The organism is Paenibacillus baekrokdamisoli (genome assembly GCF_003945345.1).
Classification (GTDB): Bacteria; Bacillota; Bacilli; order Paenibacillales; family Paenibacillaceae; genus Paenibacillus_Z; species Paenibacillus_Z baekrokdamisoli.
Genome location: NZ_AP019308.1, coordinates 3,182,493 through 3,197,253, shown reverse-complemented (window position 1 = coordinate 3,197,253; position 14,761 = coordinate 3,182,493). Strand labels below are relative to the sequence as shown.

Genomic DNA, 14,761 nt, shown 5'->3' with positions numbered 1-14,761 from the left:
TTAACGGAGCCATTGACGGTTAATTAGTCGGATGGTAAAGTTATCTCATCGCTAATTCATACTTAACAGGTAGGAATTATAAGTTTAATTACAGAGTGTAAAAATGGGAGGAACTAAAGATGAGAAAATGGTTGATTATGTCGTTTGCACTTGTAACTGTACTAACTGCAGCAGGCTGCGGCAATAAGAACGAAACGAATACGACAGGGGCATCTACTGATTCTACGAACACCACGAAGAATGATGCTAAAGGGGACAATACAGCGGCAGCATCAAAAGAAGTGAAGAAAGTCGTTATCGGAACAGGGACGCAATTCCCGCAGGTTTGCTTCATTGATAAGGACGGCAAACTCACTGGCTTTGATGTTGAGCTTATAAGAGAAATCGATAAGCGTCTTCCAAATTACGAATTTGATATTCAAACCATGGAATTCACCAACCTGCTGCTTAGCCTAGAAACGAAGAAAATTGATTTAGTTGCCCATGAGATGGAGAAGAATCCTGAACGTGAGCAAAAGTATCTGTTCAACAAAGAGCCGTATGCACACTGGAAAAACAAAATCATCGTAGCAAAGGATAACAGCTCAGTAAATTCAATTGAGGATCTGAAAGGGAAGAAAGTTCTGACTTCCGCAACTAGCGCAGAAGCGCAAATTCTCGAAAATTACAATAAAGAGCATGACAACGCCTTGAAAATCATTTATCAAAACGGCGGAGCAAACGATACAGTATCCCAGTTGACGACTGGACGCGTAGATGCAACGGTTGGCGCTGACTTCTCCTTGTCATTGATCGATCCAGAAGGCAAGCTGAAAACAGTCGGGAAAGAGCTAAGTGAAGCGGATATTCTTTTCGTACTTCGCAAAGACGATCCAGCAGAACAGGAGCTGGCAGATGCGGTTGACGGAGCCGTTAAAGAGCTTAAAGCAGATGGAACCCTTGGTAAACTAAGCAAACAATGGCTTGGTCAGGATTTCACGGCTGAATAGAACACTACTACTTTCAAGCGAAAGGTGAGATCGTGGTATGGGAGCTAGTTTCGATATCACCTATGTTTTTGATTATTTCATTAAAATACTGCCAACGTTGAAGATCACTCTTCTGATTGTGGCAAGCTCCATTCTGCTTGGACTGGGCGTCGGCTTTATCGTCGCCCTCCCTCGTCTTTATAACATCCCGGTGCTTAAGCGTTTCTCGCAGGTCTATGTTTCTTTTTTTCGAGGGACTCCGATATTAATTCAGCTTTTTTTGTTTTACTATGGTCTGCCGGAGATTCTAAAGCTTATTCATATTGATGTTTCGAAGGTGCCATCCTTGTATTTTGTTATTCTGACTTATACTTTGCACAGCGGCGCATTCATGTCTGAGACGATACGTGGTGCTGTAGCCGCTGTCGATCGCGGGCAAGTGGAGGCTGCGTATGCGGTGGGAATGACAGGAAGGCAAGCCTTCGCAAGAATCATTTTGCCGCAGGCTTTGGCTATCTCGATTCCGGTATTCGCCAATCTGGTTATTGCTAATTTAAAAGATACTTCATTGGCTTTTTCCTTGGGTATTATGGAAATGACCGGAAAAGCACAATCGCTTGGCAGTCTTGATCAGCATTTCGTTGAGTCCTATCTTGCGTTAGCCCTTGCTTATTATATGATCAGCTTTATTCTTGAGAAGTTATTCATTCGACTCGAGAGACGGCTGCTAAGACATGAACAGCGAGTAACAGCATCTAGCAAATGGAACATTAGGCTGTGGAAGAAACGCTCTTATCAGAAGCTCGGCGGAGATTTGGAAATTAGCAAAGGAGGTGCGGGGCTATGAAACTGGATCCAGCCTTCATTTGGACCGCATTTGTACAATTGCTAGGCGCACTACCGACAACCTTGGAAATCACGTTCGTATCCGTCTTATGTGGTTTTCTGATTGGTACCTTAGTCGCTTTAATCCGGATCTTCAAAGTACCGGTGCTTGAACAGCTTGCTGCTGCTTACGTATCCTTCATCCGAGGAACACCTATGCTGACGCATCTGCTCCTCATTTATTTCAGTCTTCCTTTAATAATTGATGGTCTAGCAGCCCATTATGGGTGGAATTTTCATTCTGCATCGATACCTTATATTGGATTTGCCTATATTTCATTTTCTATTACAGCCAGTGCTTATATGGCTGAGATTATACGGTCTGGTTTACTCGCAGTGGACCGGGGGCAGATTGAAGCTGCCTATGCGGTTGGAATGACTACGTCGCAGGCTTTGCGTCGTATCGTTTTTCCACAAGCCCTAGCAGCGAGCTTGCCTCATTTATCTAATAGTTTGATTGGTATGCTTCATGGATCTACACTTGCTTTTACTGTATCTGTTGTTGAAATTAATGCAAAGGCTCAAATTGTTGCTTCTACGAATTGGAAATTCTTCGATTCCTATATTGCAGCGGCTCTTATCTTCTGGGGATTAACGATTCTTATTGAGCGCATTACAGCATGGATTGAGCAGCGTATAAACCTTTACAACCGAGGTGGAGTGGCATGATTAAATTGACACAAATCAAGAAGACCTTTGGCAAGAATCAAGTGCTGAAAGGAATTGATCTCACCGTCCAAAAAGGGGAGGTTGTTGCGATTTTGGGCCCAAGCGGCTCAGGAAAGACAACCCTTCTGCGCTGCATAAACTACTTGGAGAGACCAAACGATGGCGAGATTACGGTTGATGATTTCACCGTAAACTGCAAAAAACCTCATAAAAAAGACATCCACACACTTCGCCAGAAAACGGCGATGGTGTTTCAGCAATACAATTTATTCCGGCACAAAACAGCACTTGAGAATGTAATGGAAGGCTTGGTTATCGTTAAGAAGCTTACCAAGGAAGATGCGCGTAAGCGAAGCATCGAGCTGCTTGAGAAGGTTGGGCTTGGGGCGAAGCTTGATGCTTATCCAAGTCAGCTATCAGGCGGTCAGCAGCAGCGGGTAGGTATCGCACGTGCACTTGCTCTGAATCCAGAAGTAATCTTGTTCGATGAGCCAACCTCGGCGCTCGATCCTGAGCTAGTTGGCGAAGTGCTTGCCGTTATTCGCAAGATTGCCAAGGAAGGCATTACCATGATCATCGTTACGCATGAAATGAGCTTTGCCCAAGATGTTGCAAGCCACGTTGTCTTCATGGACGGTGGCGTAATTGTGGAGGAAGGCAGGCCTAATGATATTTTTAACTCACCCAAAGAAGAACGTACCAAACAGTTCCTGAAACGCATTACACCAGAGGGTGTTTATTCTATTTAAACCGAATGGAGCGATTATTATGACTCTTAAGCTTGGTATTCTCGACCAAAGCATCGTATTTCCCGGACAGACACCTGCTGAAGCATTGAACAATACAATCAAGCTGGTCCAATTGGCAGAAAAGCTTGGCTTCGAGCGTTTCTGGGTATCTGAGCATCATGACTCCGCAGGTATGGCGGGGTCCTCACCTGAGGTGCTCATCTCCCATTTGCTGGCTCGCACGGAGAAAATCAAAATTGGATCTGGAGGCGTAATGCTTCAGCATTATAGTCCCTATAAGGTTGCAGAGAATTTCAACCTATTGGCATCCTTAGCGCCTGGACGTGTTGAACTAGGAATTGGTCGTGCACCAGGTGGTCTTCCTCGTTCGACTAAAGCTTTGCAGAAAGGTGTAGTGGATTCGCCATCATTGGCCGAGAAGCTTATTGAATTGGAGCATTTTCTTCAAGGTTCATCTGGAGAAGGACAGCCTATTGAGGGATTACAGGCAAACCCGCTGCCTGTACAGCCAGCTGATATTTATTTGCTGGGTACGAGTATCAACAGTGCAGAGCTTGCGGCTGAACGCGGCTATCCTTATGCTTTCGCTTTATTCATAAATAATGATCCGGAAACAGCTCACAAAGCATTCGAAGCTTACCGCAACGGGTTTAATAAAGAGCGTGGCGGCGAACCTAGATCGATTCTAGCTTTATCAGTCATCGCAGCGGATACAGATGAAGAAGCGATTGAGCTCGCTGGCAGCTTCAAGAGCGTTCGTGTCACCCTAGCAAGCGGCAAAACTGTAAATGTCGGCTCGCTTGAGCAGGCGGAGGAATTTGCCAAGCAAGCGGGTGAGACCTTTACGGCCGAGGTACGCGATGCGGAGATTACTAAAGGCACGAAGGAAACGGTTCGCAAGCGGTTATTGGAATTAAAAGAGACTTTCGGGGTGGATGAATTAATCTTCACGACAATCATACCTGATTTTAATAAACGAGTTCGTTCCTTCGAGCTGTTGAAGGAAGCCTTCTCTGAGCTGCCCGTTCAAGGATAAAATAATGAGGAGTTTGCGGCTCGCTCTAAGTTTTAAAGAATCCATACTCAAAATAGAGCGGAGCGGACGGAATCATTCTGAAGAAGCGAAAGCGTTCGCCTTTGTCTCCCGATTTCTACCCCTTTGGGATAGAATCAAAGAAATAGGGAGACAACAGCGACCCTTAAGAATGATCCGTCCGCGCAGCGGGCTTTTTCGCACAAGAATGCGATTTTACCAACCACTTATTAAAAGTTTAGCGGTTTTGCTCAAGTGAATCTTAAGTTTATGCTTAAGCAAAACTTTTAGGAGGGGAAAGAAATGAGTCTATTGGCAGCTGAGCCGTTCGTAGAACAATTAGTAGCCATCCGGCGTCACTTGCATGAACATCCGGAGCTCTCTCATGAGGAATTCGAGACAACGGCTTTCATTCGCAAATGGCTAACAGAAGCAGGCATCACCATCGTGGATTATTCGCTCGAGACGGGTGTCATCGCTGAGGTTGGTGGTCTGCACGGCGGCCCGATTGTCGCCGTTCGCGCGGACATCGATGCACTGCCTATTCAAGAAGAGACCGGGCTGCACTTCGCTTCTCGTAATCCTGGAAAAATGCATGCATGCGGACATGATTTTCACACTGCTGCTATTCTTGGTACTGCGCTCCTCTTGAAGAACAAAGAGCATGAGCTGCAGGGAACGGTACGGTTCCTATTCCAACCGGCTGAAGAGAAAGCTAAGGGTGCTATTAAGCTTATCGAAAGTGGTGCGCTTGAAGGCGTGCAAGCGGTTTTCGGCATGCATAACAAGCCGGACCTGCCTGTAGGCACAATAGGGATTAAATCTGGTCCGATTATGGCAGCAGCAGATGGTTTTGTTGTAGAGGTTGAAGGACTTGGAACGCATGCAGCTGTTCCCGAAGCGGGTATTGACCCGATTGTGACCTCTGCCCATATCATTACAGCCTTGCAGTCTATCGTGAGCCGTAATGTAAGTGCATTGGACAGTGCTGTTATTAGCGTAACTCGTCTTCATAGCGGAACGGCGTGGAATGTAATAGCAGACAAAGCTACATTTGACGGTACCTTACGTACCTTTAGCAGTGAAGTTCGTACGAAGGTAATTGCAAGGTTCGAACAGGTTGTTGCTGGCGTAGCCGCGGCCTTTGGAACAAAAGCAAAGGTAAGCTGGCTTCAGGGTCCGCCTGCAGTTGTTAACGATCAAGGGTGGGCTGAGGTAGCTAGGCATTCTGCCGAAGCTGTAGAGCTGCAGGTGGTTCAGCCAGCTCCATCACCGGCAGGGGAGGACTTTGCTTTCTACTTGAAGGAGGTCCCTGGGGTCTTTGTTTTTCTAGGTACATCAGGTCCTGAGGAATGGCATCACCCTGCTTTTGATGTGGATGAGCAAGCTTTGCCAATAGGGGCTTCATTCTTCGCCACGCTTGCGATTGACGCCATAAATAAATTATCCAATCAGCCTCATTAGGGAGGGGAAAGTATCACTAACCGCAAATCTTATGATGTCATCGTCGTTGGTGCCGGCTCTATGGGCATGAGTGCTGGTTATGAGCTTGCGCGCCGTGGTCTGAAGACATTGCTGATCGATGCTTTTAACCCTCCGCATATAATGGGCAGCCATCATGGAGAGCCTCGTCTTATCAGACACGCTTATGCTGGCGGAGAAGCTTATGTACGTATGGCGCTTCGCGCGGATGAGAAATGGGTGGAGATAGAAGAACGCACAGGTGAGAAACTGCTGGATCGAGCAGGTGTGTTGAATATGGCGGATACAGCTGTATATTCCTACGAGGCAAGGCGCGACGATGCTTCTGCCTTAGATGTTCATGTGGAATGGCTGGATGCTGCTGATATTAATCGGCGCTGGCCAAACATCAAATTGCCTGAGCATTATCGCGGCATGTATGAACCGAATGCAGGTTATTTGTTCAGTGAGAAATGCATCGAAGCATACAAAAGATTGGCGCTGGAAGCTGGTGCTGAGCTTCTGCCCAATACCTTCGTTACCGGTATTAAAGCAGAGCAAGGAGGTGTCACCGTCCAGACCAATCATGAATCGTTCGCTGCGGGGCATGTCATATTGAGTGCAGGAGCGTGGTTCAAAACGTTAGAGCCCTTCATTTCTCTGCCGATTCGTACCATTCGTAAAGTCGTTGGCTGGTTCGAACCAGCGGACTCTTCCTTCAATTCCGAGGTATTCCCAGGCTTTACACTAGGAACTCAGAATGGCGGCTATTACGGATTCCCCAGCATCAGAGGGGCTGGTCTAAAGATCGGACGACATGATACGGGTGAACACTGGCAGCCTGGTGATGAGCTGGCTCCGTTCGGTGCTTTTCCAGAGGATGAAGATGATCTGCGCAGTGTATTAGAAGCCTTCATGCCTGGCGCAGCAGGGAAACTGCTGAGAAGTGCAGTTTGCAAATATGAGCATACACCTGATGACAACTTTATAATAGATTCCCACCCGGAGCATGCTAATGTACTGTTAGCAGGAGGTTTCTCCGGACATGGCTTTAAATTTTCCAGTGTGGTGGGAGAGATCTTAGCGGATTTAGTAGAGAAAGGTAAATCTGAGCAGGATCTTCGATTATTCTCTCTATCACGATTCGCTGCTATAACATAAAACCGACTAACGGTCCTATAAGGAGGAGCTCTCATGAGTCAATTACCTGTTGATATTGAAGCTTATTTGCATACCGAAGATCAGCTGCAGCAAGCAATTGAGGGACTTTCCGAGGAACAGCTCAAGTGGAAAGCAGCACCAGAGCAATGGAGCGTAACGGAAGTTCTCGCCCATCTAGCCGATCATAACATTGTTGTAAGTTTTCGCATTCGCGATATTTTGGCCGGTTCCACCGTACAGCTGCCTATTTTCAATCAAGATCCGTGGGTGGCAGGGCAATATGCAAATGCAGGTCATGCATCAAATATTCTGGCTGCATTCCGGGCTTTGCTTACCTATAACACTTTGCTGTTTCGCCGTCTGACAGCGGAGGATTGGAATAAAGCGGGTATTAATTTTAAAGGTGAGAAGGTCACAATAGCGGCCATTGTCCCAGCTTTTATAGCTCATGTTCAAGTCCATTTAGCGCAAATTGAGAGAATCAAACAGGGAGAGACGGGATCACAGAACTCTAGTTGTGCGCTCTAGTCTCAAGCTGCTGGAAAACCAAGTACACAAACAGAAAGCAGGTGGATGCCATGACCGATTCGTCCATTATTATTCGTGAAGCTGTTCAATCCGATCAAGCTGCGATCAGAGAAGTACTACTGGATGCGTATCAACAATATGAGTTCACACTATCGGAAGATCGTTGGGCGGCTTATAAGGAAAGTATTCTGCTGGCGGTAGACAGTGCAGAGACGAGAGCGCGACTTGTTGCTGTAAGAAATGATGAAGTAATAGGCAGCATATTTATATTTGATTCCTCGGTACTGGCATATGGACTTCCGGAGCTCGGTATTGAGAACCCGATAATTCGACTGCTAGCGGTCTCTCAAAAGGCTCGAGGCCTCGGAGTTGCCACTGAATTAATTCGAGCAAGCGCTAAGCTTTCACTCGAGTGGGGAGCAGAGCTCCTGCATCTTCATACATCAGACATGATGGCATCTGCGGTTAAGCTCTATGAGCACCTTGGTTTTGAGCGAGCCTTTGACAAGGATTTGATGAACGGTGATGTCGTAGTCAAGAGCTACCGCCTTCATCTGAAGGAAGCAGCTCTGTTACAGGTTTAAGCATTGTGAAAGCTTTATTAATCTTTATGGCTCAACACTAAAATAAGTGCTTGATAAATTTGAAGTATTGTGCGTAGAAGCCCGCTACGCAGACGGATCATTCTTAAGGGTCGCTGTTGTCTCCCTATTTCTTGATTCTATCCCTTAGGGGTAGGTTGAACACAGCAGCAGCGGAGCGAGCAGAATCGTTCTGGAGAAACGTTAGTGTTCGCCTTTGCAGCCGGATTCTTACCTATATGTGGTTCATACAATCAAAGAATCCGGCTGCAACAGCGATCGTAAGAATGATCTGCTCGCGCAGCGAAAGTAACTTGATCAACTTATTAGCTGAATTTATATGGCTAATTCCAGCAATATTCCCTAAGGAGGAATCGAACATGGCAAACCGTAAACAAATTAAATTTGGCGCTTTGATTCATGGAGTGGGCGGCAACGTATCGGCATGGCGGCATCCTGAGGTTCCTGCTGATGCAAGCGTGAATTTTGAATTTTACAAGACGCAAGCGCAAACGGCGGAAGCGGGGAAATTCGATCTTGTCTTTATCGCGGATGGACTATACATCAATGAGAAATCTATCCCGCATTTCTTGAACCGCTTCGAACCGATTACGATCCTGTCTGCATTGGCAGCCGTTACTTCGAAGATCGGTCTAGTCGGAACACTCTCAAGCTCCTACAGTGAGCCATTCACGGTTGCTAGACAATTCGGCTCTCTAGATCAAATTAGCGGAGGCCGTGCAGGCTGGAATGTGGTAACTTCTCCACTTGAAGGCTCAGCCAAGAATTACAGCAAAACTGACCATCCTACGCATGATGAGCGGTATCAGATTGCTGAGGAGTATCTGGAAGTAACTAGAGGTCTCTGGGATTCATGGGAAGATGATGCGTTTGTGCGGAATAAGGAAACAGGTGTTTTCTTTGATCCATCTAAGCTGCATCGCCTAGACCATAAAGGGAAGTATTTCTCCGTACAAGGTCCATTGAACGTGGCTCGATCGAAGCAAGGACACCCCGTTGTATTCCAAGCTGGCTCCTCGGAGAGCGGCAAAAAGCTGGCAGCAAAAAGTGCAGATGCCGTATTTACCGGACATGAGAACATTGAGGATGCGAAGAGCTTCTATAAGGATGTTAAGGATCGTACAGTAGCTTATGGACGTTCAGCCGATGACATTGCGATCCTTCCGGGTATTGGGCCGATTATCGGACGCACAGAAGAGGAAGCTGAACAGAAATATCAAGAGATTGCTAACCTGGTTACGATCGAGAACGCGCTTGATTATTTGGGCAGATTTTTCGAGCATCATGACTTCTCCCAATATCCGCTTGATGAGCCATTCCCTGAGCTTGGTGATCTGGGCAGCAACAGTTTCCGGAGCGGTACGGACAAAATCAAGAAAGTCGCTAAAGAGCAGAATCTAACGCTTCGCCAAGTCGCGCTCAGTTCGGCAACGCCGCGCAGTGCATTCATTGGAACGCCGGAGAAAATAGCTGATCTCATTCAACAATGGCATGAAGAGGGCGCTGCAGATGGCTTCATTATTCATTCCTCGCTTCCAAGTGGCCTTCATGATTTCGTTAATCTTGTTGTTCCTATTCTACAGGAGCGCGGTATTTACCGTACCGATTATGAGTCTGATACGCTTCGCGGCAATTTAGGTATTCCGATTCCAGCGAATCGTTATGCTGTCGCTGAAGTAACCGGCTAAGAGGATGGATACGGAATCGATCTTTGCCTTACTTGAGGAACGGGCGGATGAATGGATTGCTTTGCGCAGGGAATTTCATCGTCATCCGGAGTTAATGTATGACGTGGATTGGACAGCTGCCCAAGTCGCAGATCAACTCGAGCGTTTCGGGTTGGAGGTTCATCGGAATGTTGGCAACCATTTCGGTAAAGGTGTTGTTGGGATTCTGCACGGAGCTTTTCCCGGTAAAACGATTCTGCTGCGCTCAGATATGGATGCCTTGCCTATTATGGAGCGGAATGAGACGGAATATCGGTCCGAGGTAGATGGGAAGATGCATGCCTGTGGACATGATGCGCATATGACGATGCTGCTAGCAGCTGCATTTGGATTAAGTCAGGCCAGAGATCAGCTTGCTGGAACGATTAAATTTGTATTTCAGCCTGCTGAAGAAGGTGCAGTGAATAGTCCGATTGACGGTGAGCTGCGCAGCGGTGGTCGCGATTTAGTGGAGAGCGGGGTGGCGGATGATGTGTCTGCCGCCTTTGCTTTTCATGTATGGCCGGACCTGTCTGTTGGCCGCATGGCCGTTCACCGCAATCGTGCTATGGCGGCATCTACTCATTTTCGCGTATCGTTCCAAGGAATTTCTGGACATCATGGTGCCCCCCATCTGGCTGCGGACGCGTTAATGATGGCAGCTCAATTCGTTATGGATGCTAAGGCAGCCATTGCATCGGCTGTCAATCCACTTGAGCCGGCAGTTTTGTCATTTGGCTCGATTCAGGCAGGTACAGTTATTAACGCAATCGCCGAATCGGGTGAAGTATCAGGAACCTATCGTGCTTATGAACCGGAAACGGTCCTGCGAATAAGAGCCATTCTTGAACGCTGTGCCGAATCTTCCGCCAGCCTCTATGGTGGGACATCCACTGCTTGGTTCCGGATGGGCAAAGCACTTATTAACACCGATTCTGCCGTTCAGATGGCGGTAGAAGCCGGAACAAAAGTGCTTGGCGCTGAGCAGATCGCTGTTCTGGATACACCGAGCCTCGCGGGTGAGGATTTCGCTTATTTCCTGGACAAAGCTCCAGGAGCCATGCTGTTAATCGGTATTCGTAATGAGCAGCGGGGCATCACCTTCCCACTTCATCATCCTGAGTTTGATCTGGACGAAAGCGCACTTTTGATCGGTGCGCGGCTGTATATACAGCTTGCTGTAGAATCGCTTCTTGTAGAAGAGGAATGGCAATAATGAGATTGATCATCCTTTTATTGGATTGATTGATCTTTTTTTCATGCGGAAAATTCCAAATCTATGTGTGATGCTGGGGATCGATCGATGATATAATACGTGTATCCGATTGATTGCTCTATCCTACAAGTGGGAGAGAATGACGTTGGATATAATCTTCCACTACACTCGAGGGGTTCGAAAACATAATGGGAGCCATCAGCCATTTCTTCACTAGTCTCAAACTCCAGCTAGGACCTAGAGCTTGGCATAACTTTCGCATTGATGCTGGAGCATCTGTATTATTCAGCTTCTTTAATGTCGTATTTAATCAATTCTACATTCCGATGGCGATTCAAGAAGGGGCATCCAATATTCAGGTGGGGCTGCTGTCAGCAGCACCTGCGATCGGCTTGTTATTCTCGCCTATATGGGCGGGGTGGATTGAGCGATCTAATCCGAAGCCCTATATGATGATACCGAATCTAATTGGCAGGGCCTTGATTATTCTTCCTGCTTTCTTTGGAGTTCCTATTGTATATGTTGTTGTTGCCCTACTTTTTCAAATGCTGATGGGGATTCAGGCACCTGCCTATGCTTCTCTTATTATTCGTATGTATCCGCCGGAGCATCGTGGTAAATTAATGGCTAACGTCCGGGTTGCTATGGGGGTTCTAATGATCCCTCTCGCCTTCTTTATAGGAAGCTGGACGGATGCAGCAGGCCCTAAAGGGCCATTGCTGGTCGCTGCTGTTACCGGAGTAATCTCTATTCTCATATTCACGCGAATCAGAGCCAAGAAGGAAGCTCCACTTAAATCGCTCACGGGTAAACGATCTTCACTTAGAGAACAGCTGCAGCTTATCAAGCAAAATCGAGAAATGGCTATGTTTTTTCTAGCGTGCACCTTTACAGGCTTCGGCAATATATTGGCTCAACCGCTCTATCAAATCATACAAGTTACTCACTTACAGCTTACGAATACGGAGATTGGCTATGCTCGGGTCACCTATTTCACTTGTCTTCTAGTTGCCTACTTCGTAGTAGGTGGAGTCATTGATCGATTATCCGCCAAGCATACGGTCGCTTTCGGATTGGCTGCTTTCTCTATCGTTCCGCTTCTCTATGCTATCTTTGGTAATTATCCAGGTGTTCTTATTGGGAGTGGTGTGCAGGGTATTGGGGATGCGGTGTGGGATATCGGCTTCCTCGCTTATGTATTCCGTTTAGCACCAGGAAGGGAAGCTGTAGTATTCGGACTTCATCTGATGCTCTTCGGCATCCGTGGGACGATAGGTCCACTTTTAAGCACGTACATGTCGGGAGTGGTTCCGGTAGCTGATCTGTTGTATGGTGCTTCATTTTTCGGCTGGATTGGATTACTTTCATTCGTTGTATATGCTTGGAAAACCAAAACAAAGCCCGCGACTTTATAGTCACGGGCTTTTGCTTATTATAGTCTCCCGACAAAGGAAAGAAAGAAGTAAGTACTAAGTTCAGCTATTATAAGCTGGCGGCGGTGTTTGGGTATCGTAGCTCGCTGAATTTCCTTTAAGATCGAGATAGAAATGCGCCATAGTGGTCAAAAAGTATGAATTCAACCAAAGGAAGCCGATCCCACATGTCAAGATTGCAAGCAGCATCCATCCAATAAAGGATAGGTGTAGAACGAATAATCGCCATTTGTGCCCAACCATCATTTCTTTGCTGCGTTGAATGGCTTCAAGGGCGCTTATCTCGGGGTTATCACGCAGGATATAATAGGCTTGTGAATACCTATACGTTGCAATAATGCCCGGTACAATGAGGAGCAGCATCCATAGAAATGTGAAGACCGACAAGAGTAAGTATAAAAGGAATGTCTTGGTGAAATGTTCAAAGCCCTCGAACAATAAGGAGACAGAGGGGCGATTGTTTCTAGCCAATGAAAGGAAAGCCGCTGCCGCTCCATATCCAAGTGGACCTGAGACGATAAAAATAAATACATACTGAGCATAGGGATGAATACGGGTAAGGATTAAGTCTGGTATAAATGTCATTAGTCCCATAACAATCAGAATCAGGATAGCCCTTCCCCAATTACCCTGCAAACTTGCTCTTGCTCGTGCGCGAAGCTCTGGACGAGTTACCATTGTTGTGTATGCCGCCTTTTCTTATTTGAATAAGACACTATTTTACAGGAAAGTTTTATTAATGACAATATGGCGCCCGCTGCGCGGACGGATCATTCTTAAGGATCGCCTAGACAAGAGCAATTGTAAACAGATGTACCTGAATGTAAAAACAAGTGTATAGATGAGTCATACGTTTCCCATATATAATTCACGAGAACGATATTTCAGAGGTAGGATTATCCTTTGCAGAGTATACGTTCGGATGTAACGGAGGGATGAACGTGACGGTCAAACCATTCGGCGTACAAATCATTCAAGGGCTTCAGCATTGGGCGATCTTGCAGCAGCAGCAAGGCTTCGGGACAATCAACTTATCGGGAACATGGTCTTCATTAACTGACGTAATCGCCGATCAGGCGTGCATCTACGCACGCGTTGTCAAGGAGGACGGAAGTGGCGCTGTCATCCCTTGGATGCGATGTGCCATGGGGGATGCCGATACGTGGAGCATGAGTATGAAGGGAATTCCAACAGGTGGATTGTACCGGATTGAAACTTGTCTTCGTCTGGATGAGCAGCAACCGATGGAATTGGCAACGCGAGGGGATATGGTTCATCACCTTGCCGTCGGTGATATATGGGTCATTGGGGGACAAAGTAACGCGACGGGGTATGGTAGAGGAGCGGTCTATGATCCGCCTGAGATGGGTGTTCATCTGTTGAGGCATAACGGAAAATGGGATTTGGCGACGCATCCTTTTAATGAATCCACGCAATCTGTTCAAATGTTGAATGGCGAGCCTGTAAATCCTGGACATTCACCTTACTTGGCTTTTGCCAAGCTGATTAAGAGTGAGACGGGCACTCCGATTGGCCTTCTTCAAACTGCTCTTGGCGGTTCACCGCTGGAAAGATGGAATCCGGGTGAGATTGGGGATTTATACCGGAATATGATGGATGTCATTCAATCCTCCGGGGGAAAAGTAAAAGGGATGTTATGGTATCAGGGATGCAGTGATTGCGATACTCTTAACGCTCCTACCTATTATGATAGATTTGCTAGTATGGTTGATCATTGGCGTAAGGACATGGAGAATGATGAGCTGCCCGTACTAACCGTGCAGTTAAACCGATATGCAGGTTATGCGGACGGGGAAGAAGGTAACCGCTGCTGGGGGAAGGTTCGGGAAGCTCAACGGCTGGCGGCTATGCAGATCAAACATGTGTACGTCGTGCCTTCGCTCGATAGTCCGCTTTCGGATATTATTCATAACAGTCCTGCAGGCAATTTACTTATCGGCGGGCGATTGGCAAGAGCAGCACTGGCAGAACTTTATGGAAAGCTAGTGTCGCATCGTGCGCCAAATGTAATAAAAGCGGAGTTGGGTTCCCGTACTTCGGAGGGGAATCAAACGGTCGTGCTGGAATTTGAGAATGTGACGGGTGAATTATTCGCCATCGGACCAGGAGAGAGTGTGTTTGCTATCGACGATGAGAAAGGGCTAGAGGCAATTGCCCATTGGCGAATCGTGAATAATAACCAGGTTGAGCTTATCCTCCCTCGTCCAATCGAAGGTGATGCCGTCGTTCATGGGGCTTACGAAGCTAATCCTACGGCGTTTCCCATCCTGGATACGGGCACGCATATGCCGATGCTAGCGTTCTATGGCGTGAAAATTATATAAGGAAA

General features: G+C 46.9%; 14 protein-coding genes. 13 read left to right on the top strand and 1 reads right to left on the bottom strand.

Going from position 1 to position 14,761, the window contains the following annotated elements:
* The first annotated feature begins 119 nt into the window (after positions 1-119).
* The 12 genes from EKN16_RS14390 (at position 120) to EKN16_RS14335 (ending at position 12,393) form a co-directional block, all read left to right on the top strand.
* Entirely contained in the window at positions 120-989 is an 870-nt protein-coding gene (locus tag EKN16_RS14390) for a transporter substrate-binding domain-containing protein (RefSeq protein WP_125658295.1), read from the top strand.
* A gap of 37 nt (positions 990-1,026) precedes the next feature.
* Positions 1,027-1,815 carry an amino acid ABC transporter permease gene (locus EKN16_RS14385; protein WP_125658292.1) on the top strand — a complete coding sequence of 263 codons (789 nt, stop codon included), beginning with the start codon at positions 1,027-1,029 and terminating at the stop codon, positions 1,813-1,815.
* Positions 1,812-2,522, top strand: a complete 711-nt coding sequence (locus tag EKN16_RS14380; RefSeq protein ID WP_125658289.1) for an amino acid ABC transporter permease — start codon at positions 1,812-1,814, stop codon at positions 2,520-2,522. The genes EKN16_RS14385 and EKN16_RS14380 overlap by 4 nt, the downstream gene beginning before the upstream one ends.
* Positions 2,519-3,271, top strand: coding sequence for an amino acid ABC transporter ATP-binding protein (locus EKN16_RS14375; protein ID WP_125658286.1), 753 nt, complete (start codon positions 2,519-2,521; stop codon positions 3,269-3,271). Before EKN16_RS14380 ends, EKN16_RS14375 begins: the two co-directional genes overlap by 4 nt.
* A gap of 19 nt (positions 3,272-3,290) precedes the next feature.
* Complete coding sequence (locus tag EKN16_RS14370; RefSeq protein ID WP_125658283.1) at positions 3,291-4,307, top strand: LLM class flavin-dependent oxidoreductase; 1,017 nt, start codon at positions 3,291-3,293, stop codon at positions 4,305-4,307.
* Between the two features lie 300 nt (positions 4,308-4,607).
* Positions 4,608-5,768, top strand: coding sequence for an amidohydrolase (locus EKN16_RS14365; protein ID WP_125658280.1), 1,161 nt, complete (start codon positions 4,608-4,610; stop codon positions 5,766-5,768).
* Between the two features lie 12 nt (positions 5,769-5,780).
* A complete protein-coding gene (gene solA, locus EKN16_RS14360) occupies positions 5,781-6,926 on the top strand; it encodes an N-methyl-L-tryptophan oxidase (RefSeq protein ID WP_125658277.1) in 1,146 nt (381 codons plus the stop codon).
* Between the two features lie 33 nt (positions 6,927-6,959).
* Positions 6,960-7,454, top strand: coding sequence for a DinB family protein (locus tag EKN16_RS14355; protein WP_125658274.1), 495 nt, complete (start codon positions 6,960-6,962; stop codon positions 7,452-7,454).
* A 50-nt stretch (positions 7,455-7,504) separates the two neighbouring features.
* The gene (locus tag EKN16_RS14350) at positions 7,505-8,038 is read left to right on the top strand and encodes a GNAT family N-acetyltransferase (protein ID WP_125658271.1); all 534 of its coding nucleotides are present in this window, start codon (positions 7,505-7,507) and stop codon (positions 8,036-8,038) included.
* Positions 8,039-8,415: 377 nt separating this feature from the next.
* Complete coding sequence (locus tag EKN16_RS14345) at positions 8,416-9,744, top strand: LLM class flavin-dependent oxidoreductase (protein ID WP_125658268.1); 1,329 nt, start codon at positions 8,416-8,418, stop codon at positions 9,742-9,744.
* Positions 9,745-9,748: 4 nt separating this feature from the next.
* The gene (locus EKN16_RS14340) at positions 9,749-10,978 is read left to right on the top strand and encodes a M20 metallopeptidase family protein (protein WP_125658264.1); all 1,230 of its coding nucleotides are present in this window, start codon (positions 9,749-9,751) and stop codon (positions 10,976-10,978) included.
* Positions 10,979-11,166: 188 nt separating this feature from the next.
* Complete coding sequence (locus EKN16_RS14335; RefSeq protein ID WP_125658261.1) at positions 11,167-12,393, top strand: MFS transporter; 1,227 nt, start codon at positions 11,167-11,169, stop codon at positions 12,391-12,393.
* Between the two features lie 60 nt (positions 12,394-12,453).
* Here EKN16_RS14335 and EKN16_RS14330 read toward each other — a convergent pair whose 3' ends face one another.
* Complete coding sequence (locus tag EKN16_RS14330) at positions 12,454-13,089, bottom strand: DUF975 family protein (RefSeq protein WP_125658258.1); 636 nt, start codon at positions 13,087-13,089, stop codon at positions 12,454-12,456.
* A 263-nt stretch (positions 13,090-13,352) separates the two neighbouring features.
* Between EKN16_RS14330 and EKN16_RS14325 the strand changes: the two genes are divergently transcribed.
* Complete coding sequence (locus tag EKN16_RS14325; protein ID WP_164522798.1) at positions 13,353-14,756, top strand: sialate O-acetylesterase; 1,404 nt, start codon at positions 13,353-13,355, stop codon at positions 14,754-14,756.
* Positions 14,757-14,761 lie beyond the last annotated feature (5 nt).

Excerpts from the sequence above, each read along its gene's own strand:
- EKN16_RS14390 (WP_125658295.1), top strand. The coding sequence starts at position 120 with ATGAGAAAATGGTTGATTATGTCGTTTGCACTTGTAACTGTACTAACT.
- EKN16_RS14385 (WP_125658292.1), top strand. The coding sequence starts at position 1,027 with ATGGGAGCTAGTTTCGATATCACCTATGTTTTTGATTATTTCATTAAA.
- EKN16_RS14380 (WP_125658289.1), top strand. The coding sequence starts at position 1,812 with ATGAAACTGGATCCAGCCTTCATTTGGACCGCATTTGTACAATTGCTA.
- EKN16_RS14375 (WP_125658286.1), top strand. The coding sequence starts at position 2,519 with ATGATTAAATTGACACAAATCAAGAAGACCTTTGGCAAGAATCAAGTG.
- EKN16_RS14370 (WP_125658283.1), top strand. The coding sequence starts at position 3,291 with ATGACTCTTAAGCTTGGTATTCTCGACCAAAGCATCGTATTTCCCGGA.
- EKN16_RS14365 (WP_125658280.1), top strand. The coding sequence starts at position 4,608 with ATGAGTCTATTGGCAGCTGAGCCGTTCGTAGAACAATTAGTAGCCATC.
- EKN16_RS14355 (WP_125658274.1), top strand. The coding sequence starts at position 6,960 with ATGAGTCAATTACCTGTTGATATTGAAGCTTATTTGCATACCGAAGAT.
- EKN16_RS14350 (WP_125658271.1), top strand. The coding sequence starts at position 7,505 with ATGACCGATTCGTCCATTATTATTCGTGAAGCTGTTCAATCCGATCAA.
- EKN16_RS14345 (WP_125658268.1), top strand. The coding sequence starts at position 8,416 with ATGGCAAACCGTAAACAAATTAAATTTGGCGCTTTGATTCATGGAGTG.
- EKN16_RS14340 (WP_125658264.1), top strand. The coding sequence starts at position 9,749 with ATGGATACGGAATCGATCTTTGCCTTACTTGAGGAACGGGCGGATGAA.
- EKN16_RS14335 (WP_125658261.1), top strand. The coding sequence starts at position 11,167 with ATGGGAGCCATCAGCCATTTCTTCACTAGTCTCAAACTCCAGCTAGGA.
- EKN16_RS14330 (WP_125658258.1), bottom strand. The coding sequence starts at position 13,089 with ATGGTAACTCGTCCAGAGCTTCGCGCACGAGCAAGAGCAAGTTTGCAG.